At 65.5% G+C, this 26005-nt stretch carries 17 protein-coding genes and 1 pseudogene; 15 read left to right on the forward strand and 3 right to left on the reverse strand.

Annotation, left to right across the window (positions count from 1 at the left end; all coding sequences use genetic code 11):
• The first annotated feature begins 94 nt into the window (after positions 1 to 94).
• The 6 genes from JQ592_RS27200 (at position 95) to JQ592_RS27225 (ending at position 5685) form a co-directional block, all read left to right on the forward strand.
• Entirely contained in the window at positions 95 to 1039 is a 945-nt protein-coding gene (locus tag JQ592_RS27200) for an ABC transporter substrate-binding protein (protein ID WP_211405851.1), read from the forward strand.
• Between the two features lie 71 nt (positions 1040 to 1110).
• Positions 1111 to 1884, forward strand: coding sequence for an ABC transporter permease (locus JQ592_RS27205; protein ID WP_211405965.1), 774 nt, complete (start codon positions 1111 to 1113; stop codon positions 1882 to 1884).
• The gene (locus JQ592_RS27210; protein ID WP_211405852.1) at positions 1881 to 2666 is read left to right on the forward strand and encodes an ABC transporter ATP-binding protein; all 786 of its coding nucleotides are present in this window, start codon (positions 1881 to 1883) and stop codon (positions 2664 to 2666) included. The genes JQ592_RS27205 and JQ592_RS27210 overlap by 4 nt, the downstream gene beginning before the upstream one ends.
• The gene (locus JQ592_RS27215) at positions 2659 to 3891 is read left to right on the forward strand and encodes a Zn-dependent hydrolase (protein ID WP_211405853.1); all 1233 of its coding nucleotides are present in this window, start codon (positions 2659 to 2661) and stop codon (positions 3889 to 3891) included. The genes JQ592_RS27210 and JQ592_RS27215 overlap by 8 nt, the downstream gene beginning before the upstream one ends.
• Before the next feature lie 18 nt (positions 3892 to 3909).
• Positions 3910 to 4623 carry a phosphoribosyltransferase gene (locus JQ592_RS27220; RefSeq protein ID WP_211405854.1) on the forward strand — a complete coding sequence of 238 codons (714 nt, stop codon included), beginning with the start codon at positions 3910 to 3912 and terminating at the stop codon, positions 4621 to 4623.
• A gap of 141 nt (positions 4624 to 4764) precedes the next feature.
• Positions 4765 to 5685, forward strand: coding sequence for a catalase family peroxidase (locus JQ592_RS27225; RefSeq protein ID WP_211405855.1), 921 nt, complete (start codon positions 4765 to 4767; stop codon positions 5683 to 5685).
• A 19-nt stretch (positions 5686 to 5704) separates the two neighbouring features.
• On the opposite strand, the gene JQ592_RS27230 is transcribed toward JQ592_RS27225, so the two are convergent.
• Positions 5705 to 6637 carry a helix-turn-helix domain-containing protein gene (locus tag JQ592_RS27230; protein WP_211405856.1) on the reverse strand — a complete coding sequence of 311 codons (933 nt, stop codon included), beginning with the start codon at positions 6635 to 6637 and terminating at the stop codon, positions 5705 to 5707.
• Between the two features lie 171 nt (positions 6638 to 6808).
• Positions 6809 to 9322 (reverse strand): outer membrane protein assembly factor BamA, encoded by a 2514-nt coding sequence (gene bamA / locus JQ592_RS27235; protein ID WP_211405857.1) that lies wholly within the window; start codon positions 9320 to 9322, stop codon positions 6809 to 6811.
• A gap of 311 nt (positions 9323 to 9633) precedes the next feature.
• Here bamA and JQ592_RS27240 point away from each other — a divergent pair, with 311 nt between their 5' ends.
• The 8 genes and pseudogenes from JQ592_RS27240 (at position 9634) to JQ592_RS27275 (ending at position 21874) form a co-directional block, all read left to right on the forward strand.
• Entirely contained in the window at positions 9634 to 9987 is a 354-nt protein-coding gene (locus tag JQ592_RS27240; protein WP_246820698.1) for a hypothetical protein, read from the forward strand.
• Positions 9988 to 10382: 395 nt separating this feature from the next.
• The gene (locus tag JQ592_RS27245) at positions 10383 to 12560 is read left to right on the forward strand and encodes a TonB-dependent siderophore receptor (RefSeq protein WP_211405859.1); all 2178 of its coding nucleotides are present in this window, start codon (positions 10383 to 10385) and stop codon (positions 12558 to 12560) included.
• Positions 12561 to 13809: 1249 nt separating this feature from the next.
• Positions 13810 to 15369 carry an efflux transporter outer membrane subunit gene (locus JQ592_RS27250; RefSeq protein WP_433996440.1) on the forward strand — a complete coding sequence of 520 codons (1560 nt, stop codon included), beginning with the start codon at positions 13810 to 13812 and terminating at the stop codon, positions 15367 to 15369.
• Positions 15366 to 16601: an efflux RND transporter periplasmic adaptor subunit gene (locus tag JQ592_RS27255; RefSeq protein ID WP_211405860.1), complete on the forward strand. Its 1236-nt coding sequence runs from the start codon at positions 15366 to 15368 to the stop codon at positions 16599 to 16601. The genes JQ592_RS27250 and JQ592_RS27255 overlap by 4 nt, the downstream gene beginning before the upstream one ends.
• Position 16602: 1 nt before the next feature.
• A pseudogene (locus JQ592_RS27260) lies at positions 16603 to 18545 on the forward strand (MacB family efflux pump subunit).
• A 90-nt stretch (positions 18546 to 18635) separates the two neighbouring features.
• Entirely contained in the window at positions 18636 to 19349 is a 714-nt protein-coding gene (locus JQ592_RS27265; RefSeq protein ID WP_211405861.1) for a response regulator, read from the forward strand.
• Positions 19346 to 20674, forward strand: a complete 1329-nt coding sequence (locus JQ592_RS27270; RefSeq protein ID WP_211405862.1) for an ATP-binding protein — start codon at positions 19346 to 19348, stop codon at positions 20672 to 20674. The genes JQ592_RS27265 and JQ592_RS27270 overlap by 4 nt, the downstream gene beginning before the upstream one ends.
• A gap of 63 nt (positions 20675 to 20737) precedes the next feature.
• Positions 20738 to 21874: an MFS transporter gene (locus tag JQ592_RS27275; protein ID WP_211405863.1), complete on the forward strand. Its 1137-nt coding sequence runs from the start codon at positions 20738 to 20740 to the stop codon at positions 21872 to 21874.
• A gap of 6 nt (positions 21875 to 21880) precedes the next feature.
• Here the strand turns inward: JQ592_RS27275 and JQ592_RS27280 are convergent, their stop codons facing one another.
• The gene (locus JQ592_RS27280; RefSeq protein ID WP_211405864.1) at positions 21881 to 22870 is read right to left on the reverse strand and encodes a Bug family tripartite tricarboxylate transporter substrate binding protein; all 990 of its coding nucleotides are present in this window, start codon (positions 22868 to 22870) and stop codon (positions 21881 to 21883) included.
• Positions 22871 to 23164: 294 nt separating this feature from the next.
• Between JQ592_RS27280 and JQ592_RS27285 the strand changes: the two genes are divergently transcribed.
• The gene (locus JQ592_RS27285) at positions 23165 to 26002 is read left to right on the forward strand and encodes an ATP-binding protein (protein ID WP_211405865.1); all 2838 of its coding nucleotides are present in this window, start codon (positions 23165 to 23167) and stop codon (positions 26000 to 26002) included.
• Positions 26003 to 26005: the final 3 nt, after the last annotated feature.

Consider the following 26005-nt stretch of genomic DNA (forward strand, 5'->3'; position numbering starts at 1 on the left):
GGCACAATTCGTGCAACGCTTCGGGCAACGGTCCATGCGGGCCCACAGAGATCAACAGGACGTCAATCCATCGATCGGCAAGAGGACGACAATCATGCGTAATTCGACAATATTTGCGACAATCATTGCGCTTACGGCTTCCACTGCGGTGCTGGCCGACGACGTCAAGGTCGGCGTCGGCATCTCCGGATGGACCGGCTTCGCGCCGCTGACGCTGGCGAAGGAAGCCGGCATCTTCAAGAAGAACGGGCTCGACGTCACGATCAAGAAGATCCCGCAAAAGGACCGCCATCTCGCGATTGCGTCCGGCGACATCCAGTGCGCGGCGACCACGGTCGAGACCTGGATCTCCTGGAACGCCAACGGCGTCGCCACCAAGCAGATCTTCCAGCTCGACAAGAGCTACGGCGCCGACGGCATGGCCGTACGCAACGACGTCGCCGCGATCAAGGACCTGAAGGGCAAGACTGTCGCCGCGTCCGCGCCGGGCACCTCGCCCTATTTCGCGCTGGCCTGGATGCTCAAGAAGAACGGCCTCACCGTGAAGGACGTCACCGTCGTCAACCTCGAGCCCGCTGCCGCTGCGCAGGCCTTCGTGTCCGGCCAGAACGACGCGGCGATGACCTACGAGCCGTATCTGTCGACCGTTCGTGCCGCACCCGACAAGGGCAAGATCATCGCGACCACGCTGGACTATCCGATGGTCATGGACACCTTTGGCTGCACGCCGAAGTTCCTGAGCGAGAACCCGAAAGCCGCCAAGGCACTCGCCGACAGCTATTTCGAAGCGCTCGACATGATCGCCAAGGACCAGGCCAAGGCTTATGAGATCATGGGCGCGGACGTGAAGCAGACCGGCGAGCAGTTCGGCAACTCGGCAAAGTACCTGCGCTGGCAGGACAAGGCCGCGAACCAGAAGTTCTTCGCCGGCGACTTCCTCACGTTCAACAAGGACGCTGCCGAGCTCCTGCTCGAGATCGGCATCATCAAGGCGGCGCCGAAGGTCGAGGACCTCTACGACGCCAGCTTCATCAAGTAAGCTCCGACGAGCTGCCGGTCTCGCCGCAAGGCGGGACCGGCGCCTGATCGACCACCCGGATAGACAGTTTGATGCGTCCCCTGGATCCTGTGACATCGAGGCAGCGCGTGGCCTTCGGCCTCGCGTTCTTCGTGCTGTTCGTTGCCCTCTGGTCGTGGGCGACCTTCGGCGGCCATGTGTCGAAGACCTTTCTCGCCAACCCGCTGACAATGGTGCAGGAAGGTTTTGAGCTGCTGACCAAGCAAGGCTTCGTATTCGACATCGGCATGACGATCTGGCGCGTCGTCGGCGGCTTTGCGCTCGCGGCGATCATCGCGGTGCCGCTCGGCGTGCTGATGGGCGCCTACAAGCCGGTCGAGGCCTTCCTCGAGCCATTCGTATCCTTTGCGCGCTATCTGCCTGCTTCCGCCTTCATTCCGCTCCTGATCCTGTGGGCCGGCATCGGGGAATTGCAGAAGCTGCTCGTCATCTTCATCGGCTCGGTGTTCCAGGTCATCCTGATGGTCGCGGTGACGGTCGGCGCCACGCGGCGGGACCTGGTCGAGGCGGCCTACACGCTCGGGGCCGGCGACCGTGGCATCATCCGCCGCGTGCTGCTGCCCTCCTCCGCGCCGGAGATCGCGGAAATCCTGCGGCTGGTGCTGGGCTGGGCCTGGACCTATGTCATCGTCGCCGAGCTGATCGGCTCGTCCTCGGGCATCGGCCACATGATCACCGACAGCCAGGCGCTGCTCAACACCGGCCAGATCATCTTCGGCATCATCGTGATCGGACTGATCGGACTTGTCTCCGACTTCCTGTTCAAGGCGTTCAACGCCTGGCTGTTTCCGTGGAAGCTCGCATGACGACGCTCAAGATTGAACAGGTCTCGCGCACCTTCCCCGCACGCCACGGCAACGCGCCCACAAGGGCGCTGGAGCCGACCGACCTCACCATCGGCAACAACGACTTCGTCACCATCCTCGGCCCGTCCGGCTGCGGCAAGTCCACGCTGCTGCGCATCGTTGCCGGCCTCGACCGCCCAACCGGCGGACGCGTCACGCTCGACGGGCGCGAGGTGACCGGCCCGGGCGCCGATCGCGGCATGGTGTTCCAATCCTACACGCTGTTCCCCTGGCTGACCGTGCGCGAGAACATCGCCTTCGGCCCGCGCGAGCGCGGCGTGTCCGAGGCGGAGCGAAACAAGATCGCGGATGCCTTCATCCGCCAGGTCGGGTTGTCCGGCTTCGAGAACCACTGGCCGAAGCAGCTTTCCGGCGGCATGCAGCAGCGCACGGCGATCGCGCGTGCGCTCGCCAACGATCCCAAAATCCTGCTGCTCGACGAGCCCTTCGGCGCGCTCGACAACCAGACCCGCGCCCTGATGCAGGAGATGCTGCTCGGGATCTGGGAGCGCGACCAGAAGACCGTGCTGTTCGTGACCCACGACATCGAGGAGGCGATCTTCCTCGGCAGCCGCGTCATCGTCATGAGCGCGCGCCCCGGCCGCATCAAGGCCGAGATCAATGTGGACCTGCCGCATCCACGCTCGTACAAGATCAAGACCACGCCCGAATTCGTCCAGCTCAAGGAGCGGCTGGTCGAGGAAATCCGCACCGAGGCGTTGAAGGTGGCCGAACATGCCTGACACTCAGCCCCGCGCCAACGGGACTCGCGTCCTCGCCGACCTCAATGCACTGCGCGCCATCGGCGCCTACAAGACCGGCGTGCACAAGCCGACCTTCTCCGAGCCGCACAAGCTTTCGCTGGACTGGCTGGTGCGGAAACTGCCCGACGCAGGTCTCTCCGCGACGATTGACGGCATCGGCAATGTTTTTGGAACCAGCACCAAGCCAGGGCCGAAGCTGCTAGCCGGCTCGCACCTGGAGAGCCAGAATTATGCCGGCTGGCTCGATGGCCCGCTCGGCGTCGTCTACGCGCTCGAAGCCGCGCGGGTGCTCAACGCCGATCCCGCGCTCAAGGGCGCCGTCGAAGTCGCGGCCTGGTGCGATGAGGAAGGTCATTTCGGCAGCTTCCTCGGCTCGCGCTCCTATGTGGGGCAAGTGACTGAGGCTGAAATCGACGCCGCGCGCGACCGCACCGACGGTCGCCCCATGCGCGATGCGCTCGCCGGCATGGGGCTCTCGGGGCGCGCGCGTGTCGCCGTCGAGCCGGGCCGGCACGTCGGATATCTGGAAGCGCATATCGAGCAAGGCGACACGCTCGAGAGCAGCCATCTTGCGGTCGGTGTCGTGACCTCGATCGTCGGCATCTGGCAATACCGGATCAATTTCAGCGGCGAACAGAACCACGCCGGCACCACGCGCATGGCTGTGCGTAAGGACGCCGGTCTCGCGCTGGCGAAATTCTGCGTTGCGATCGACGAACGTTTTCCTGCCGCATGCGGTCCGCGCACGGTCTGGACCACCGGCCGCATTACGCTCGATCCGGGCGCGCCGAGCATCATTCCGGGCGACGCCGAAATGCTGTTCCAGATCCGCGATGACAATCCCGCCGTCATCGCACGGCTGGAGGAGCTGCTGCGGACCATGGCGAGCGAAGCCAGCGCGAAAGGCCCCTGCACCGTCACGGTGGAGAAGATTCGCACCGGCGCGCCCGCGATGATGAACGCCGGCTTCCAGGACGCGATCGAAGCTGCGAGCAAGGCCGTTGCCGGTGGTAGATCCATCCGCATGCCCAGCGGCGCCGGCCACGATGCGCAGATGCTCGCGACCGTCATGCCCGCCGGCATGCTGTTCGTGCCGTCGATCGGCGGCATCAGCCATCACTGGACCGAAAACACCGCCGATGCCGATATCGTCACCGGCGCGCAGGTCTTCGTCGATGCCTGCCGGCGCATCCTCAACGGCTAGGCGGCCGATGCCGGCATCATGACCGCGGGCGCATCTTATACCGAGGCGACAACCGGTTATTGGCAGGACTTGACGCCGGACATTCCCGCGCGCTTCTCGGCAACGGCACCCCATCGCTTCGGCTACCCTGTCACCCTGCCCTGCGGCCGCATCCTCGTCCTGCCGCTGCGACAGCTGCCCGATGGCGATCACGCGGTCGCCTCGCTCATCGCCAACCAGGCCTCGCACCTCGTTGTCGCGACGCTCGCCGACCACATGGCGACGCAGGCGCGCTCATTCGACGCCGAGATCATCGTGGGATTGCCAACCCTCGGCCTTGCCTTTGCGTCGCTTGTCGCCGAACGGCTCGGACAGCCGCGCTATGTCCCGCTCGGCTATTCGCGCAAGTTCTGGTACGACGACGCGCTGTCCGAGCCCGTCACCTCAATCACCAGCCCCGAGGCCGGCAAGAGGCTGCGGCTGGATCCGAACCTGCTGCCGCTGCTCGAGGGACGTCGGGTGGTGATGGTTGATGATGCGATCTCGACCGGAACGACCGCGATCGCGGCCGCGCGCCTGCTGCAGAAGATCGGCGCCGACATCGCCGGCATGGTCGTCGCGATGAAGCAGACCAACCGCTGGCAGGCTTCGACCGCAGCGCTTCCGGTTCGCGCGGTCTACGGCTGCCCGCTCTTCCAGCGTAGCGAGGCCGGCTGGATACCGCTGACCGAAACTCAACCCGCCATTCCCTGATCGGCCGGGTGCCGATCGTAACTCTCCCACACGCCGCGAGGCAGGTTGTCTTGAGCAGGATTGGGCAAATCCTGGCCGCTTTGGGCAAGACGCCGGTTCGCACAACACCTAGCCTGCCCGCCCCCACGCGAGAAGGCTTCCATGTCCGACGTCCCCGCCGCAACGCCCGCATCCATCGTCGACGCCCTGAAGGCCGTTGCCGGCAACCCGCCAAAGGTCCGCGCCAGCTTCGCCAAGGGCTGGTGCGTTCGCGGCACCTACACCCCGTCGGACCGGGCGGAAGAAGTCACGCGATCGCAAAGCTTCACGAGGCCATCGCGCGTGCTGGCACGCTTCTCGGTCGGCGGCGGCAATCCTGACGTCGCCGACACCAACAATCTGGTGCTGCGCGGCTTCAGCTTCAAGCTCGGCGACGACGAGCACCGCTCGGATATCCTCGTGGAGAGCGCGCCGGTGCATTTTGCGCGTACGTTCGACCAGATGCTGGCTTTCCTCGAGGCGCGCATCCCGGGGCCGGATGGCAAGCCGGATATGGCCAAGGTCGAGGCGTTCTCGGCGGCCAATCCGGAAACGCTCAACCAGGCGAACTACATCGCCGCGCGACCGCTGCCCGGAAGTCTTGCCGGCACGACCTATTGGGGCGTGCATTCCTTTCCCGCGACCAACGCGGAGAACGAGACGCGCTTCATCAAGTTCAAGGTCGTCCCGGCTCGCGGCGAGATCACGCTGAGCGACGACGAAGCCAGGACCAAGCCGGTCGATTTCCTGCGCGACGATCTGGGTGCGCGGATCGCTACGGGCCATGTCCGATTCAACGTGATGGCGCTGCTCGACCGCCCGGGCGATCCCACCATGGACGTGACGATCCGCTGGCCGGATGAGGATCGCCGCGAGGAGGTGCGGCTCGGCACGATCGTGATCACGGGCTTCGAGCCGGACCCCGCTTGCGACGCCTCCATTTTCAATCCGGCCAACCTCGCCGACGGCATCGGTCACCCGCCGGACGAGATCTTTGCAGCGCGGCGCGCCGCCTACACCATCTCGCTCGCGAAACGGCGCTGAGCACCCGGCTTCGCGCGCTTCACCCCTCGCCGCTCGAGTCGCCGAGCGTCTCGCGGCGCCACGCTGCGGGGCTGACGCCGGCGATCGAGGAGAACACGCGCGTGAAGTGGCTCTGGTTGGCAAACCCGGCCGAGATCGCGATCTCCGACAGCGGCAGGTCGCGGACACCCATCAACTGCTTGGCCGCCTTTAGGCGCTGATGCAGCAGCCATTGGTGCGGCGGCAGGCCGACGGAGATTCGAAACGCACGCGAGAAGTGGCTGACCGACAGGTCGAGCTCGGCCGCGATCTTCTGCAGCGAAAGCTTGCCGCTGAGGTCGGATTCGAGCCGCTCGCAGGCGCGTTTCGCCTGCCATGGAGCAAGCCCCCCGCGCGCAAGTCCAGCCGTGCGCTGAAGTCCGCCATAGGTCCGGGCGACATGGGCGGTCAGCGCGAGCATCATGTGGTCGACGAAGAGCTGGTTGGCCTCGTCCGGCCGACGCAGGCCCTCCTGCAGCGACGCGCCGATGTAGCGGACGATTCCATCGTCGTGGCCAACGCCGACCTGACAGTCGAGCTGGTCGACCCGCGGCGCATTGCACTGCCGGGCGATGCCGTCGAGCGCCGAGCGTGGAATATAGAAGAACAGCGAGTGGAACGGCTTGTCGATCACGTAGCGCGGATCGCGCTTGAGGTCGTAGAGGTAGGTCGTGCCAGCGCGGACGTCCGCCTTCATGATGGACTTGCCGCGCTCCCAGAGCTCGCAGTCCGGATAATCGTGAAGCTTCAGGCTGACGAGAAAGGCATCTTCAGCCGCCAGCGAGCCGGACAGACCAGGCACCGGGCGGTCATTTCGCGTCTCGGTGACGGCGAGCTCGGCGCTGTGCAGCGAGCGCGCGACCAGCGCGGGCGGCGCATCCTTCAAGCGCAGGAATTGCCCGAGCCTCTGTCCGTAAGCGCCAGCCTGTGTCATCAGGGTCGTCCTTCTGTGGCAGTCCAAGTGCAGGCCACAGTGCCCTGCAATTTACAGCGCACATTATCGGACATTCGCCGACGGCTGTCCACGCTCGCGCACCCGAGCCCGATCACGGATTTTCACAAACGCACGACAGACCCCCGCGGCTTCTTGCGGCCACGTCGCGTCCTAGAACGAGGTGCCCCCTCCGAACCTGAACTCCTGGACCACATCATATTTGCCTTTCGTGATCGGCACCGCGTAGTCGAAGCGCAGCGGTCCGAACGGTGAGGCCCAGATCAGGCCGATACCGACCGAGGAGCGCACCACGTTGCCGTCGTCATATTGCAGCCCGCAGGTCGGACAGGCCTTGGTGTTGACCTCGCCCGTGGCCGTCCACGACGTCGGGCCCTGATAGCCCCAGAGCGAACCGGCGTCGGCGTAAACCGCGCCCTTCAGGCCGACCTCCTTCGGCAGGAACCAGAACGGCATCTGCAATTCCATGGAGGCGCCCCAGTACTTCGTGCCGCCGAGCGCATCACCGCTCGCGCCGTAATTGTAGTAGGTGATGTCGCGCGGACCGATGCCGTTGGAAGCGAAGCCGCGCACGAGGTTCGGGCCCATCTGGAAGTGATCCAGCATGCGCAGATCGTTGTTGCCGATCTTGTTGAGGATGCCGCCCTGCAGGTGGATCACATTGACGATCTCGGACACCAGCGGCGTGTAGTACTTGGTATCCACCGCAGTCTTGAGATAAGTGACGTCGCCGCCGACACCGGCGAAATCCTGGCGGAAGTCGATCAGCAAGCCGTCCGTGGGGTTCTTGGTGTTGTCGAGCGTGTTGTAGTTCAGCGTGTAGCCGAGCGCCGACGTCCAGGTCGCGCCGTTTGCCAGTTCTTTCCGGACCGGCAGGCTCGACTCGCCGTCACCGTAGCAGCCATAGCCGTAGACGCCGGAATCCGTGGCATTGGTCGGATCCACGCCGCCCAGAACGTTCTTGATGTAGGCCGGCGTCGGGTTGAAGGCCAGCGAGCTGTTCGATGCGTTGTTGTTGCAGTTATTGTACGCGCTGGCGAGCGTGATGCTCTGCTGATAGAGCGAGTAGCGGAGCTGGAGCGAGAGATCCTCGCGCAACGCAAAGCCGAGGCGAGGCGAAAAGCCCAGCGTCGTCACGCCGTAGCTCGTATAGCTGTTCGACAATTGCTGGCGCCAGTAAGTGTCGAATCCTAGCGCCAGCCGGTAGTCGAGCAGATACGGCTCGACGAAGGACAGCGAGATGCCGCGCGAATACTGGCCGTAGCTGACGGACGCCTTGGCGTAGAGGCCCTTGCCGAGCAGGTTGCGCTCGGAGACCGAGACCTCGGCGAGCGCACCGTCGGTCGTGGAATAGCCGCCGGAGATCGAGAAGTCGCCGGTCGACTTCTCTTCCATGTCGACGATCAGGATGACGCGGTCGCTGGAGGAGCCCGGCTCGGTGACGATCTTGACGCTCTTGAAATAGTCGAGGTTCTTCAGCCGACGCTCGGCACGATCGACCAGCGCGCGGTTGTAGGCATCTCCTTCCGAGATGTCGAACTCGCGGCGGATGACGTAGTCCCGCGTGCGGGTGTTGCCGCGCAGGTTGATGCGCTCGATATAAGTGCGCGGGCCTTCGTCGATGTTGAACACGACGGACACGGTATGCGCCTCGAAATTGCGGTCGCCGCTCGGCCGCACCACGGCGAAGGCGTAGCCTCGACGCGAGGCCTCGATCTGCATCTCCTCGGTCGATTTCTCGACCGATTCGACGTTGTAGAGCGAGCCGACACCGATGCGCGAATAGACCCGCATCGAGCTCGCGTCGAAATTGGCGATGCTGGAGCGGAAATCGACGGATCCTACACGATATTGCTGCCCCTCCTCGATCTTGAAGGTGACGTTAAAACCCTTCTTCTCCGGATCGTATTCGGTGAGCGCGGCCACGACCTGGGCGTCGGCGAAGCCATTCTTGAGGTAGAAGCGGCGGATGAGGTCGCGATCGGCCTCGATGCGGTCGGGGTCGTAGAGGTCGTTGTTGCCGAGAAAGCTGAGCAGATTGCTCTCATGGGTCTTGATCACGTCGCGCAGGCGCGCCGCCGAATAGGCGCTGTTGCCGATGAACTCGACCGACTTCACGCCGGTCTTGGCCCCCTCAACGATCGTGAAGATGAGATCGACGCGATTGCTCGGCTGCTCGATGATCTCGGGCGTGACGCGCACGTCGTAGCGGCCGGAGCGGCGGTAGATCTCGGCGATCCGCAGCGTGTCGGACTGCACCAGCGCCCGCGAGAAGGTCCCGCGCGCCTTCGACTGAATCTCCGCGGTGAGCTGCTCGTCCTTGATCTTCTTGTTGCCCTCGAAGGCGATACGCCCGACCACGGCATTTTCCACCACCGACACGACGATTCGGCCGCCGGCCTGGTTGATCTTCACGTCCTGGAACAAGCCTGTCGCGATCAGCGCCTTGAGACCTTCGTCGATCGCCGGTTGATCGAGACGCCCGCCCGGGCCGGGCCGGAAGTAGGAGCGCACGGTCTCGGCCTCGACGCGGCGATTTCCCTCGACGACGATCGTCTCCACCGCCTGCGCGGCTGCCGGCTGCGGCAACAGCAGGACCGGAATTGAACTCGCAATCGATACGCCGCACATCGCCACCGCGATCAGCCAGGGCCGCAAAAACAACATTCCACACCTCAAGAGCACCTAGCCTGCTCTGAAACGAGACGGCTGTGGCCGCGGTGTGGCTTTGTGATTGCTGCATTGTTTCCGGTCGTTCAATTTGATTGGCGGATCAGCACGTGGGCGCGGCAGCCATGACGATCGCGCGAGCCTGCGGCGGTGACTGAACGGCATCGAGCCCGCTGCGCATATGGCTCGCTCATGCAGGCCTTCAGCAACATCGCGCAACACCCGGATTCTTTACAGACGCTTAAGCCGGTGCGAGAGGCGACGACATCAGGAACTCTCATGGGTATTCGTCGATGAACGCGCTTGTCATGACCAGAACGGTTCTGGTCGCCCTCCTCGCCTCGACCTTGGCCGCTCATGCCGCGACCACCGGCAAGCGCGATCGACGACAGACGACACAACACGCCGTCTATGAGTACGGTCCGCACGGCCCCAACCGGTCCTACCAGTCCGATCCGCACACGCGCATCTATGTCAGCAAGCGGTCCTGGCTCGATGGAGGGACCGAGGTGCTCCCCGGCGAGCGCAAGTTCAGCGACTATGCCTTGCCGCCCGGCGTCTCGTTTGCGCGCGAGAACAACAACCGGCCGCTCGATCGCCAGCCACTCAGCCCGGACTCGGATCTGGGCGGGTTCGTGCAGAGAATCCCGATCTCGTGGTGACCGGTTTGCGAGACTCCCGGCCGTCGTCTCGATGAACGAGGCGACAGTCAATGCGCTGCCTTCAGCAGTATTCCGCCGATCATACGTTGGCAATCGCGCGCGAGCGGAGATGACGTGCGCGTGCGCGCATCTGCCGCACGCGATTTCGTGTTCTCCACATTCATCTTGAATCATTCCAAAATCGCTCACCGCACGTTCAAGCAATTCTATTTTGCGCGTGTAGAATTCCGATCGCTCCACCCATAGAAGTCCGCGTCGCTCGACGCGCATCAGCACGCAGCTGCACGCGTTCGCGTGAATCAGTTCGGCGAAATTGGGGATCATCATTGGTGGGCGTTGCTTTGTCGGAGAGGAAACATCGTTGGTTTGGAAGCGCAGCAGCGATCAACGCCACGATGTTCGGTTCGGTCGTATTCGTCTCTGTTGAAGTCCTGGCCTCCCAGGCGCAGGCCCAGAGCAGCAATCTGCCACCGGTCACCGTCGAAGCGCCGAGCGCGCCGAAGACGCGCACACGCGCGGCCTCGGCGAATCGGCGCGGCAATTTGGCAGCCGATCAGAATCGCGCGCCGCAGGCATCTGGAGGCGCGTTCAGCGCGACGACCGGTTACGTCGCGACCAGCGGCACGGCAGGCACCAAGACCAACACACCGCTGATCGAGACGCCGCAATCGCTCTCCATCGTGACGAAGAAGGAGCTCGAGGATCGCAACGTCCAGACGCTCAAGGACGCCGTCAACTACACACCCGGCGTCACGACCACGGCATTCGGTTACGATCCGCGCTTCGACGCCTTTTCCATCCGCGGCTTCGACGTGACCTATACCGGCATCTATCGGGACGGCCTGCGGCAAGGCGGCGGCAATTTCGCCATTCCCAAGATCGAGCCCTATGGGCTCGAGAGCGTCTCCATCCTCCGCGGGCCGGCCTCCGGCCTCTATGGCCTCGGCTCCCCCGGCGGCATCGTCGACGTCACGACGAAGCGGCCGCCGCAGACGGCGTTCGGCGAGGTGCAATTGCAGGCCGGCAATTACGATCGCTACCAGGGCGCCTTCGACGTCGGCGGACCAGTCCCCGGCAGCGACCAGCTGTACTACCGGCTGACGGGCTTGCTGCGCGACGCAAAAACGTGGTTTCCCGGCAACGACGACGACCGCGCCTATATCGCCCCTGCCCTGACCTGGAAACCGAACCTCGATACGACCTTCGCGATCCTCGGCGAGTATCAGACCAGCCGCACCGCCGCGAGCATCGGCAATGCGCGCACGGTGGATGGAAAGCTGACCAATATCTACTCGAACGATCCGGCGTTCAGCGCGATGGACCAGAAGCAGTTCCGCGTCGGCTATGCGTTCGAGCACAACGTCAACGACACCTGGACCGTCCGGCAGAATTTCCGATTCTATCAGGTCAACACCGACGCGAAGTACACCCAGATCGATAATCTCGACTTCGCGACCCAGACCGCGACGCGTTCGGCCTGGCGAATCCTCGACAATTTCAAGACCGCCACCCTCGACAACCAGGCCGAAGCCAAGTTCATGCTCGGCGCGGTCAAGAACACCGTGCTGTTCGGCGTCGACTACAGCAATTCCCGTTACGACGACAAGATCGGGTGGGGGGCAGCGCCCGATCTCAATCTTGCGACCATGAACTACGGCACGCAGGCGATCGCCACGCCGGCATTCTCGATCTTCACCAAGCAGTCGACCAACGAGATCGGAGTCTACGCGCAGGAGCAGGCCAGGCTCGGCGGATTCATCCTGACGCTCAACGGCCGTCAGAGCTGGGTCTCGCAGAGCACGACCACGACGCTGAATGGGGTGCCGGATACCTCGAAGCCTTCGGCCTTCACCGGCCGCGCGGGTCTGAGCTATCTGTTCGACAATGGTGTTGCGCCCTATGTCAGCTACGCGACGTCGTTCAGCCCGCAGACCGGCGTCGACGTGACGGGCGCCACGTTCAAGCCGACCACCGGGGAGCAAACGGAAGTCGGTGTCAAGTATCAGATGCCAAATGTTCCGCTGCTGCTGACCGCCGCTGCCTTCGACATCAAGCAGGACAATGTCCTGCGCACCAACCCCGACGCCATCACGTTCCAGGCCGCAACCGGACAGATCGAGTCCAAGGGCGTGGAACTCGAGGCCAAGCTTGCGCTCACACCTAGCTTCGATCTCACCGCGGCCTACACCCACCTCAACGTCGTGATCACGCGGGGCAATACCGACACGACGGGCCATGAGTATTCCGGTATCCCGAGAGACTCGTTCGCGGCATTCGGCAAGTACACGTTCCGGTCCGGCATACCGGTCGAAGGGCTGGGACTGGGCCTCGGCGTGCGCTATATCGGCGCGAATTTCGGCAACGACCAGAATACTTTCGAGAATGCGGCTGTCACGTTGCTCGACGCCGTGATCGACTACGATCTCGGCAAGCTCGACCGCAGCTTCCGGGGCGCCTATATGCGCGTGAATGCCACCAACCTGCTCGACAAGAAGTATGACACTTGTCAGTCCGGCTATTGCTACGCCGGCGCACGGCGCCAAGTGATCGGGACGTTGAGTTATCGGTGGTAGCGCCATTGCTCACTCTCGTGTCCCGGACAAGCTGCAACGCGTGAAGCGTTGCGGCGCAGAGCCGGGACCCAGGGCAACACGGCACCGCGCGGATAAATGGGCCCCGGCTCTGCAGCGGACCGTCGAAGTGACGCTGCGCTGCGTCCGGGGCACGGGAGCGGAGTAGAGCGCGCGCTGCTTCATCAGCGTCATTGCGAGCACAGCGAAGCAATCCAGACTACCGCCGCGGGAAGATTCTGGATTGCTTCGCTGCGCTCGCAATGACGGAGTATGAGGCAGCATCGTAGTTCTCCGACAGGCACTCGTAGGATGGGTAGAGCGAAGCGAAACCCATCACTTTGTGTACGCCGATGCATGATGGGTTTCGCAAGTGCTCTACCCATCCTACGGCATCGCAGACACGCCTTCGCATCCTCGCGGCTGATTTCGCCCGAGCTTTGCTTCGTCGCTCCACCCTCTTTAATCAAGAGGGCGCAGGGAAGGCCGGGTGCTGACCTCGCACCCGCGGTCCGCTGCGCGAAGATGTAGCGCAAAAGAACCGCACAGCAGCATACAGGTGAAGCCCAACACACGGCCTTCCCTGCGCAGTGGTCGGACGGCTTATGCCGCGCTCTCCTGGGAGCCGAATTCCTTCTGGCCTCCCTCACCCCAACGGAATTCACCGGCACCGCGCCGGTTGACGCGAGGGCCGCATCCGCAAGAGCTTGACCGTAGCAACGACGGCCAGGACCACACGGTTTTGCCGTACGCGCGGCCCGCCATTTCGCCGCAGTTTTTCCAGCCCTGTCGACGGAGCCGGAAACTTACAGACGAGACGAACCTGACAGCGCCGTTCGTCCGCACGAAGCCTAAAGGGCTCACGGAGAGCAATCCGCCCTGCCCTTGGCTTCTCGTGCCCGACGCTGCCGCGTCCACCGCAAGCCCGGCTCGCGAAAATGACGACCACACGATCGCCCCTCAAGGATGAGCCGGGATGGGCGACACATACGACAAATCCGAATTTCGGTAAAGCGGAATATCTTTGCCGAGAGTACTTGACTCAGCTGCGAAACAGGGCCGATGTTGTCCCTGACGAACTATCCGCCGCGGACGCCGAGACGCCGCGCAACATCTGTTTACATTCAGCAACATCCGGGCTGCCGAAAGGCCACGATCCCTAGGCTAGTGGTTCCTGCCTCGTCCTGGCCCTCCGAGGGCCATGAGCGCCCTCCTCCTTCCGGGGCGAGGCCAATGAATCTCAGCCGATTTGATGCCGTCACACTTGTCCGTCGAAATCCCCGCGCCTTCCGCAAAGGAGAACCGTCATCCGACGCCCCGCCTGCTGCGCGACGTCCTTTCCTGTGGCGGATCGGCTTGCCTCGCGCTGGCGCTGATCGGCTCGTTGGCTGGCTGTGCCGTGGGCCCGGACTATGCGGGGCCGCCCCGGCTGGAGCTGCCGTCGCACTGGAGCATCAAATCCGACTCGCGGCGGGATGGCGACACGCTCGATCGCTGGTGGCTTCGCCTGCGCGATCCCCTGCTCAACCGCCTGATCGAACAGGCCGTCGAGGCCAATCCCGACGTCGCCAAGGCGAAGGCGGTGGTGCGCGAGGCACGTGCAACGGTGCAGCAGACCAGCGCCGGCCTGTTTCCGTCGGTCAGCGGCTCGGCCTCGGTGACGAACAACAAGACCAGTTCGGGCTCCGCATCAGTTGTCGTCGACAGCGCGCCCTACGCGCTGCACCAGGCGAGCTTCGATTCGAGCTGGGAGCTCGACCTGTTCGGCGGCACACAGCGGAGCATCGAGGCCGCGGTGCGCGGGGCGCAATCGGCCGAGGAGGACTTGCGCGACAGCCTCGTCACGCTGATCGGCGACGTTGCCGCCTATTACGTCGAGGCACGCGGCTACCAGGCCCGGATCGCGCTGGCGCAGCGCACGTCGGTCTCGCAGCGCGACACCGAAAAGCTCACCCGCAGCAAATACGAGGCCGGCAGCGGCAACGCCGTCGATCTCGCCAAGGCCACCGCGCAGGCCGCCAGCACCGAAGCCAACGTTCCGACCTATCAGGCCGCGCTCGCCGCCGACATCCATCGGCTCGGCATCCTGCTGGGACGGCCGCCCGACGGCGTCGCCACGCTGATGGCACGGTCCGCACCCGTGCCGGCGCCGCGCATGCCGCTGCCGACGGGCCTGCCCGCCGATCTCCTCATGAGCCGTCCGGACGTTGCCAGCGCCGAGCGCAAGCTCGCCCAGGCCACCGCCAAGATCGGCGCGGCCGAGGCCGATCGCTATCCGGCGGTGTCCTTGACCGGCTCGGTCGGCACCTCGGCGATGCGCATCGGCGACCTCGCCAAATATTCCAGCGTGAGCTGGTCGGTCGGGCCGTCCGTCACCGTGCCGGTGTTCGACGCGGGCAAGCGCCTCGCTACCGTCCGGATCGCAGAGGCACAGCGCGACCAGGCGTTCGCGACGTTCCATGCCACCCTGCTCACCGCGCTCGAGGACGTCGAGAACGCACTGGTATCGCTGTCGCAAGAGCGCGTGCGCGCGACCAAGCTGACCGAAGCGACGAAGAACTATCGCGAGGCCGCAAAGCTGTCGCGGTCGCTGTTCGAGACCGGCAGCGCCAGCTTCATCGACGTGCTGGACGCCGAACGTTCGCTCTATTCGGCCGAGGATTCGCTGATCCAGAGCAAGGTGGCGGCGGCCAAGGATTACATTTCGCTGGCCAAGGCGCTCGGCGGCGGCTGGGCCGATCCGGTCGACGTGTCGACGCCGATCATCGTGGACACCAACACGGGACCTCACGTCCGGGAGGCGCAGAAGTGACCGAGATCATCACCGTCAAGCGCGTGAAGATCGCCGCCGCGGTGTTTGCCGTGGTTGCGACCGGCACGGTGCTGGCGACGCATTCGCCGGGGACGGCGAGCAAGGCGCAATCCTACATCACTGCGCAGGTCGCGGTCAGCGATCTCCGCGAGGAGGTGCTCGCCAGCGGCACCTTGAAGCCGGCACGGCTGACCGCCGTCGGCGCGCAGGTGTCCGGCCGGATCACCGCGCTCAACGTGCGTGTCGGCGACACCGTGAAGGCCGGGGACGTCATCGCCCAGATCGACCCCGTCACCAAGCAGAACGACCTGCGCAACTCGGAAGCCTCGCTGAAGAATTATCGCGCGCAGAAGGTGGAGAAGGAGGCCGCGCTGGTGCTGGCCGAAGCGAACCTTACGCGCCAGCAAGCGACACTGGCGCAGCGCGCGACCTCACGCAGCGATTTCGACAGCGCGGAATCGACGGTGCGCCAGACCCGCGCCCAGATCGCCGCGCTGGAGGCGCTGATCGTCGGCGCCGAGGCCAGCGTCGAGACGGCGCGGGTGAACCTCGAATACACCCGCATCACCGCACCGATCGACGGCACGGTGCTCGCGACCGTGGTGCAGGAGGGGCAGACGGTCAACGCGGTGCAGTCCGCACCGACCATCGTCGTGCTCGGCCAGCTCGAGACCATGACCGTGCGGGCGGAGATCTCCGAGGCCGACATCGTCAAGGTCCGGCCGGGGCAATCGCTCTACTTCACCATCCTCGGCGACCAGGACCACCGTTACGAGGCGCGGCTGGAGCAGATCGAGCCGGCGCCCGAATCGATCAAGAACGACGCCAGCTTCTCCTCGACCACCACGACATCGAGCTCAAGCTCGAGCTCGTCGAGCTCGACCAGCACGGCGATCTACTACATCGGCGTCTTCAACGTTCCGAACAAGGACTATGCGCTCCGGACCTACATGACCGCCGAGGTGCACATCGTCACCGGCGAGGCCAAGCGGGTGAAGGTCATCCCGGCGCTGGCGGTGATGCGCAAATCCGACGGACGCAGCACTGTACGCACCCTCGGCACGTCCGGCGACGTTCGCGAGCGCGAGGTCAAGACCGGCCTCAACGACCGCACCACCGTCGAGATCAAGTCCGGCTTAGAGGAGGGCGAACGGGTCGTGACCGGCGAGGCCAGCGAGCAGACCGCTTCGCGCGGCATGCCGGGCGGCCCGCCCGGCGGAGGAGGTCCCTGACATGACCGATCCGATCATCGATCTCCAGAACATCCGCCGCGAGTTCGCGGCCGGCGACACGAGCGTGGTCGCGCTCGACGACCTCTCGCTCAGCATTCAGCCCGGCGAGATGGTGGCGATCATCGGCTCGTCCGGATCGGGTAAATCGACGCTGCTCAACATCCTCGGCTGTCTCGACCGGCCGACGTCCGGCACCTATCGCGTCGCCGGCAAGAACGTCTCCGAGCTCGATGCCGACGCACTGGCGGCGCTGCGCCGCGAGCATTTCGGCTTCATCTTCCAGCGCTACAACCTGCTCGGCGATCTCACCGCCGCCGCGAATGTCGAGATCCCTGCCGTCTATGCCGGCCTCAATGCGCGCGAGCGACGGACGCGTGCGAACGCGCTGCTTGAGCGGCTCGGCGTCGGCACACGAGGCGGCCATCGCCCGAACCAGCTCTCCGGCGGCCAGCAGCAACGCGTCTCGATCGCGCGGGCGCTGATCAACGGTGCCGAAGTGATCCTGGCGGACGAGCCCACCGGCGCGCTCGACCGGCGCAGCGGCGAGGAGGTGCTGAAGATCCTGAAAGAGCTGCATCGCGAGGGGCGGACGATCATCATCGTCACCCACGATGCCGATGTCGCCGCGCGAGCCGAGCGCATCATCGAGCTGCGGGACGGCAGGATCGTCTCCGATCGCCACACCGGGACCGCAGGCGCATCGGAGCCGGTCGCCCGCACCGCATGGGACAGCGGTGCCGGCTGGACCGGCGCTTTGGGACGCCTGCGAGAAGCATCGCGGATGGCACTGGTGGCGATGGCCGCGCACCGGCTGCGCGCATTTTTGACCATGCTCGGCATCATCATCGGCATCGCCGCGGTGTCGTCGGTGGTCGCGCTGGGTAATGCCTCGCAGCGCAAGGTGCTGTCCGACATTTCGAGCCTCGGCACCAACACCATCGAGGTGTTTCCGGGCAAGGATTTTGGCGATGCGCGCGCCGGCAAGATCAAGACGCTGGTGCTCGACGATGCCCGCGCGCTCGATCGGCAGGGTTTCATCGCCGGCGTCACCCCGACGGTGTCGACCAGCACCACGGTGCGCTATCGCGGCAACGAATCCAACGTGCTGGTGAACGGGGTCGGCGAGAACTATTTCCTGGTCAAGGGCGCCAAGCTGGCGAAAGGCCGCCTGTTCGACGCGGATGCCGTCCGCAACATCGAGCGGCAGGCCGTGATCGACGACAACACGAGAAAAACCTTCTTCGCCGACGACCAGACCTCCGGGATCGGCCGCGTGATCTGGCTCGGCAAGGTGCCGTGCCGCATCGTCGGCGTGATCGCCCAGCAGCAGGGCGGGTTCGGCTCGAACCAGAACCTGTCGGTCTACCTGCCCTACACCACCGTGCAGGCGCAATTCACCGGCGATCGCGCGCTGCGCAGCATCCTGTTGCGGATCAGCGACGAGATCTGGCGCAGGACGCGGTGACCACGCTCCTGACGCAGCGGCACAACACCAAGGATTTCGTCATCCTCAACACCGACGACATCCGCCGCACCATCACCAGCACGACGCAGACGCTGGCGTTTCTGGTGGCGGCGATCGCGGTGATCTCGCTGGTCGTCGGCGGCATCGGCGTCATGAACATCATGCTGGTGTCCGTCTCCGAGCGGATCAGCGAGATCGGCGTGCGCATGGCGGTGGGCGCGAGGCGCAGCGACATCCTCCAGCAATTCCTGGTGGAGGCGACCCTGATCTCGTCGATCGGCGGCATCGCCGGCATCCTGATCGCGGTCCTGCTCGGCGTCGTCATCAACGTCGCGGTGCCCGGCTTCCAGGTCAGCTATTCGCCGTTCTCGATCGGCGCGGCGTTCCTGACCTCGACCGGGATCGGGATCGCGTTCGGCTTCTTCCCCGCCCGCCGTGCCGCCTTCCTCGACCCCGTGGTGGCGCTGAGCCGTGACTGACCGTAGGATTGCACCATGACCGTAGTTCTTCGGACGAGACAATCGTCCGCAAATCGACCAACGATCGGCGCCCCCGATGCGATCTCAACCATGACCAACGGCACGCCCAACATCCTGCTCGTCGAGGACGACCAGCCAACCCGCGATCTCATCTCGCGTTATCTGCGCGAGCACTCGTTCGCGGTCAGCGCCGTCACCAACGGCAGGGAGATGGACCGCCACCTCGCGCAAAACCGCGCCGATCTGATCGTGCTCGACCTGATGCTGCCGGGCGAGGACGGCCTCAGTCTCTGCCGCCGCCTGCGGATGGAAACGACGACGCCGATCATCATCCTCACCGCAAAGGGCGAGGACCTCGACCGCATCCTCGGGCTCGAAATGGGCGCGGACGACTATCTGCCAAAACCGTTCAACCCGCGCGAGCTGCTCGCCCGGATCAACGCGGTGCTGCGCCGGCACGCGAGCGGTCTCACGGCGGCCTCCACCGCGACGCGGCTGAAGTTCCAGGGCTGGACCATCGATCTGCGCCTGCGGGAGTTGCGCGACCCCGAGGGCGCGCAGGTGCCGCTGACCAGTGCAGAGTTCGACCTGCTGCAAGCCTTCTGCGAGCGCGCCGGCCGTGTGCTCGGCCGCGATAGCCTCCTCAACATGACGCGCGGCCGCCCCGGCGGAAGTTTCGGCCGCAGCATCGACGTGCTGGTCAGCCGTCTGCGCCGCAAGCTCGACCGCACCGAGGGCACATCCGTGATCAAGACCATCCGCACCGGCGGCTACATCTTCACACCGAGGGTGGAGGAAGCATGAGCCGCGCCGCCGACATCCTGACGCTGTTCAGCTTCAGGCGGATCAGCGGTCAGATCGCCGCCCTGATCCTGGTCTCGCTGCTCCTGATCCACCTGCTGATCGCCGGATACTTTCTGCTCAATCGGCCGAAGCTGCTGACGGACACGCCGGTCGAGCAGTTCGAGCTGATCGCGCGGATCATCACCAACACACCCAAGGCGGAACGCGCTCTCGTCCTCGACAGCATCGGCCGGACCTTTCCGGCGCTCAAGCTGCAATTGCGGGACAGTGTTTCCACTTCCGTTACGCCGCTGCCGGCGCGGACACCCCTGCCCATCCCGTCCGCGCTCGGCGGCCGGGCCGAGCTCATCCGCGGCACCGGCGCGGAAGACGATCGCGTCTGGTTCTATCTCGCCAAAGACGACGTGCTCGAAGCGACGATGGGATTGCCCCAAATACCGGCCTTCGTCAGCGGCCTCTGGACCTCGACGCTGCTGTTCCTGGTGGCGAGCGTTACGCTGCTCGGAATCTGGGCCGGCCGCGCGCTGTCCTCGCCGCTGTCGGCCTTCGCGCGCGCGGCGGAGAATTTCAGCCTGAACCGGGCCTCGCCGCCGCTGCCGGAAAACGGACCGGAGGAGATCAGGTCCGCGGCCAGAGCGCTGAACCGGATGCGCGAGCGCATCACCGCACTGATGAACGACAGAACGCGCATGCTCGCGGCCATCAGCCACGATTTGCGCACGCCGATCACGCGGCTGCGGCTGCGCTCGGAATATATCGAGGATCCGGCGCAGCGGACGCAGACCGTGCGTGACCTCGACCAGATGCAGTCGATGCTGGAATCGGTGCTCTCCCTGCTGCGCAGTGAAAGCCCGGTGAAGCCGACGCTGGTGGATGTCGCGGCGCTGCTGCAGATGGTCTGCGAGCAGTTTTCCGACTGCGGCCATGCGGTGACTTATTCGGGCCCCGATCGCGCGGCCTTCGTGCTTCGGCCGGACGAGATCATCCGCGCGGTCACCAATCTCGTCCAGAACGCAACGCGCTTCGGAACCGAAATCGAGGTTGCCTTGTTGGCGGCGGGGGATCATCTCGTCATCGACGTGTCCGATAACGGACCAGGCATCCCCGACGAAAGGAAAGCGGCCATGCTGGAGCCCTTCGTGCGCGGCGAGGACGCCCGCACCATGGACGAGACGGCCGGATTTGGCCTCGGCCTCTCGATCGCGCAGGCGATCGTGACCGCGCATGATGGAACCCTCGAGCTGCTCGACAACGCACCGAAAGGCCTGCGCGTCCGCTTGCAGCTCGCCAAGACCGGCGCGGCGCCGGAGGCGTCCCGGCCATAAAGTCGCGGCAATCGTCGGGCTTGTCGGCCTCACCCTCCTTCATCCTGCTTCCCCGGAGTTCCAATGTCTTCCGCCGACCGGCCGGCGACACGCCTTGCGACGCGGCTTGCCTTCCTCGTCGCGGGCTTCGGCATCGCATGCTGGGCACCGCTGGTGCCGTTCGCGAAGACGCGGCTCGGCGTCGACGACGGCGTGCTCGGGCTGCTCCTGCTCAGCCTCGGCATCGGCTCGGTCGTCGCGATGCTGCTGACCGGCATCATCAGCGCGCGCTACGGCAGCAGGCCGATCATCATGGCCGGCGGGCTTGGTCTCGCGCTGGTGCTGCCGCTGCTGGCGATCGCGAGCACGCCCGCATCGCTGGCACTGGCGCTGTTCGCCTTCGGCGCCGCGCTCGGCTCCATCGACGTCGCCATGAACATCCATGCGGTGGAGGTCGAGCGCGCCGCAAAAATTCCGCTGATGTCGGGCTTCCACGCGCTGTTCAGCATCGGCGGTTTTGCCGGATCGGCGCTGATGACCGCGCTGCTCTCCTTGCGGCTCGGCGCGCTCGTCTGCACGCTGATCTGCTCGGTCCTGATGCTGGCTGCGATGGTGGTGACGTCGCCGCGCCTGCTCCGCTCGGTGCAGGTGCAGGACGGGCCGCTCCTGGTGCTGCCGCACGGCTCCGTGCTCCTGCTGGCACTGCTCGGCGCCATCACCTTCCTCGTCGAAGGCGCGATGCTGGATTGGGGCGCGCTGCTCGTGATCGGCGCGGGTCTCGTCCCGGAGGCGCAAGGCGGGACCGGCTACATCGTGTTCTCGATCGCGATGACGATCGGGCGGCTCGGCGGCGATGCCGTCGTCGCGCGCATCGGAGACCGCGCGACATTGTTCTGGGGCAGCCTCATTTCGATCGGGGGCTTCGTGGTGCTGCTCACAGCTCCCGTTGCGGCGGTTGCGATGGCCGGCTTCCTGCTGATCGGCCTCGGCGCCTCGAACCTCGTGCCGGTGCTGTTCCGCCGCGCAGCATGGCAGACGGTGATGCCAACGGGGCTCGCCGTCGCCGCGATCACGACCGCCGGCTATGCCGGCATCCTCATAGGTCCCGCCAGCGTCGGTTTCGTCGCCCGCCTTGGCGGATTGCCGACGGCGTTCTGGCTTCTGGCCGCGCTGATGTGCCTGGTCACACTGACGGCCCGCATCGTCACGCGCCCCGCGTGAATCGTCTCAAAACCTCTCCAGCCCGATCGATTTGATCATGCGCGCCAGGCTCGCCGAAGTCGCCTCGACGAGGCGCTGGAATTCGGCCGGCTTCGAGTCGCTGTCCGGCTCCATGCCCTCGGCGCGGTAATTGGCCTGCATCGCTTTGTCGGCCATGGCGATGCGCGTCGCCTGCGCGATCCGGTCGATGATCGCATCGTCAGTCTGCCGGGGCGCGAACAGGCCGAACCAGCCGTCATAGCGGAGGCCCGGCATGCCGGATTCGATGGCGGTCGGGATATCGGGGGCCACGCTCAGCCGCTTTTCGGTGGCGACCGCGATCATCCGAATCTTGCCGGCCTGGCTCCACTGCTGCAATTGCACTGACATCACGGCAATGATGAGGGGGATCTGGCCGGCGAGGAGGTCGTTGCTGGCCTGCGCGATGCCCCGATACGGGACATGGACGATGTCCAGCCCGCCCGCCTGCAGCTTGAAGGCTTCGCCGACCAGATGATTTCCGCTGCCGATACCGGGTGTCCCGTAGGACAGCTTTCCCGGATTGGCTTTCGCGTAGGCAATCAGCTCACGCAGATCCGTGACGGGCACCGACGGATGGACGACGAAAACGAGCGCGCTGGTGATGAGGCGGCAGATGGCGCGGAAATCGTCCATCGCATAGGACGGATTTTGCGATAGCAGCGGAATGGCCGCCTGCGTGCTGTCGTTTCCGAGCAGCAGGGAGTAGCCGTCGGGCTTCTCGCGCGCGACCGCCGCCGTCCCGATCGCGCCGCCCGCACCGGTGATGTTTTCGATGAAGACGGGTCCAAGCAGCGACGACATCTTCTCCGCCCAGGGACGCCCGATCTGGTCGCCAGATCCGCCTGCCCCATAGGGAATCACCAGTCGAATGGGACGAGAGGGATATTCGGCGGTGCGCCCGATGCGCGGAATCGCCGCAAGCGCAGCTGCCCCCGACAATGCATGGACGATCTGTCGCCGCGAGAAAGAGAGCATGTTGGAATCCGGACTTCGGGTGTCAATATGGAGGCGGGACCGGCTCCCGGACGATTCCATCGCAGCAATCGGCGACCGGCGTCAATGCTCCGTCCGGACTATTGGACGGCGTCGCCGCCATGCCGCATGCTCTAACCCATTACTTTTAAAACAATATTTCGGAAGGTGGCCGACCCACGCGGTCCACGCAGGGCTGCCGACCCTGCCCACTGCTTTCGGCCAGTTTACTGTACGGTTCGTTCTGATAGACCACAAATGAATACCTTTTGACTCCCGTCGAGGGGGTAATGGTGCGTGCCGGATCGTAGCGAAGACTCGTCCATTTCATTTGGGCCATTTCGACTGTTTCCAAAGTCCCGGCTCTTGGAGAAGGAGGGCGCACCGCTCCATGTCGGCGGCCGTGCGCTCGACATCCTCATTTTCCTGGCCGAGCGGCCCGGTGAAGTCGTCGACAAGAGAGAGCTGGTCAAGCGCATCTGGGCCGACGTCAATGTCGACGAGGGCAGCCTGCGCTTCCATGTCGCAGCGCTGCGCAAAGCGCTCGGCGATACCGGCAAGTCGGCGCGCTACATCGTCAACGTGCCTGGCCGCGGCTATTGCTTCGTCGCCTCGCTCGCCCCGCCGGCCTCGCCCGCCGCGCAGCCGACCATCGATATCCTGCCTCCCCGCGCCCTCCCCGCGCCGCTCTCGAAAATGGTCGGACGGGAGGAGGTCGTCGAAAAGATATCGAACGGCCTCTCGCTGCATCGCTTCATGACGCTGGTCGGCCCGGGCGGCATCGGCAAGACGGCCGTCGCCATCGCTGTCGGGCATCGCCGCTCCCAGGATTTTCGCGGGCGCGTCTTCTTCGTCGACTTCGGCCCGCTCCGGGATGCCAGCCACGTCGCAACCACCATTGCCTCCGCGCTCGGCCTGACCATCAGCGCGGAGAATCCGACGCCGGCCCTGCTGACGTTTCTCAAGGTCGGCCCGGCCCTGCTGATCCTCGACAGCTGCGAACATGTGCTGGACAATCTGGCCCCGCTGGTCGAGCACATCGTTCGCGAGGCGCCGCAGCTTCGCGTTCTCGCAACCACCCGCGAATCGTTCCGGAGCGAAGGCGAGCGTATCTTCCGACTGTTCCCGCTGGATTGTCCGCCCGAGCGCGAAGGACTCGATGTCGCCGAGGTCCTCGCCTATCCCGCCGCCCAGCTCTTCGTCGAGCGCATCGCGCAGAGCTCCGGCCCGTTCCAGCTCAGTGCGGACGAAGCGCCGCTGGTCGCGAGCATTTGCCGGCGCCTCGACGGCATTGCGCTGGCGATCGAGCTCGCGGCGGGGCGGGTCAATGCCTACGGCATCGCCGGCACCGCATCGCTGCTCGACAGCCGCTTCTCGCTGCAATGGCGCGGCCGGCGCACGGCCGTGCCGCGGCACCAGACCCTCGCCGCCGCACTCGACTGGAGCTACGACCTGCTGCCTGCGGCCGAGAGCGCGACCCTGCGCCGGCTGTCGGTGTTCGCCGGGCCTTTCGCCCCGGAGGCGGCTGCCGCGGTTGCATCCGGTGACGGCCTCAGCGCATCGGAAACGTTGGAGGCCATCGACAGCCTGGTCACCAAGTCGCTGATCTCGCCGTCGGGCTCGCGGACGCTGCGCTATCGCCTGCTCGACACGACGCGCGCCTACGCGCATGGAAAGCTCAGCGCCCTCGGCGAAACCAGGCAGTTCGCACGCCGCCATGCCGAGCATTTCCGCGATTTCTTCGCCCACGCTGAGGCCGACACGTCGACGCCGCTGCCTGAATGGCTCGGCATCTACGGCGCGGAGCTGGACAATGTGCGCGCAGCGCTCGACTGGGCTTTCGCGCCCGACGGCGACGCCGAGCTGGGAATCGCGCTGACGGCGGCCGCGGTTACGCTGTGGGTGCGGCTGTCCCTGTTCGCCGAATGCCGCGAGCGAAGCAGGACGGCACTGGCGGCGCTCGGCGACACCGGCGACGACCGTATCCGCATGCAGCTCCTGTCGGCACTCGGCTGGTCGCTGATGTATGGCGAAGGCCGCGCGCGCGAGGCGCGCCCGATCCTGGAGACGACGCTCGAGCTCGCCGACAGGCTCGACGACAAGGATTTCCGGCTGCGCGCGCTGTGGGGCCTGTGCATCGACCAGTTCAACAACGGACAGTTCGGCAAGGCCCGTACGTTCGCCGATCGTTTTGCGAACGCGGCGGCGAACTCTCCCGACCGGACCGACGTGATGCTGGGCGACCGGCTCACGGCCGTCGCCCTGCACTATCTCGGCGACCAGAATGACGCGCGCCTGCGCATCGACCGTGTGCATGCGTCGCTGCATGTGCTGGCGGAGAAGCCGAAGATCTTCCCGCTCGACCTGAGAATATCCACGCAATATTTCCGCGCCCGCATCCTGTGGCTGCAGGGTTTTGCCGACCAGGCCCAGGCGCTCGCCGCCAGAAACATCGAGGAGGGCCGCGCCAACGGCCACGCCCTGACCTTCTGCAGCGTGCTGGGGCAGGCCGCCTGCCCGATCGCCTTCTGGGCCGGCGATTTCGACGCTGCGGAACGCCACGGCACCGAGCTGCTCGAGCACACCGAGCGGCACGCGATCCGGGTGTGGGGACTGTGGGCGCGGGCCTTCAATGCGGCGGTCACCGCCAGGCGCGGCGACGTCGCGAGCGGCCTGCCGCTGCTGCGCGAGGAGCTCAACCGCGCCGGCGATGCCCGCTTCCTGCCGCGCTTCCTTCCGCTTCTCGGCGAGCTTGCGGCCTGCTTTGGCGAGGCCGACCAGCTCGACCGCGGCCTCGACGTGATCGAGGACGTCTTGACCCGCTGCCACGACCGGCAGGAGCTCTGGTATCTGCCGGAGCTGACCCGCATCAAGGGAGAATTGATGCACAGGAGCGCGAAGCATTCGAGCAATGCCGAAGCGCTCTTTCGCGAGGCCATGGGCATCGCGGCCCAGCAGGGGGCGCGCTTCTGGGAGCTGCGCTGCGCGACCAGCCTCGCGCGGCTGATGGGCGAGGCCGGCCAGAGCGCAGACGCTCTGGCCGTTCTGGAGAACGTCTCCGGATCGTTCACGGAGGGTGCCGAGATCGCCGACATGCGCACCGCGCGCGAATTGATGGCGCAACTGCGGAACTGATCG

The sequence above is a fragment of the Bradyrhizobium iriomotense genome (genome assembly GCF_018129405.1).
Lineage (GTDB): Bacteria > Pseudomonadota > Alphaproteobacteria > Rhizobiales > Xanthobacteraceae > Bradyrhizobium > Bradyrhizobium iriomotense_B.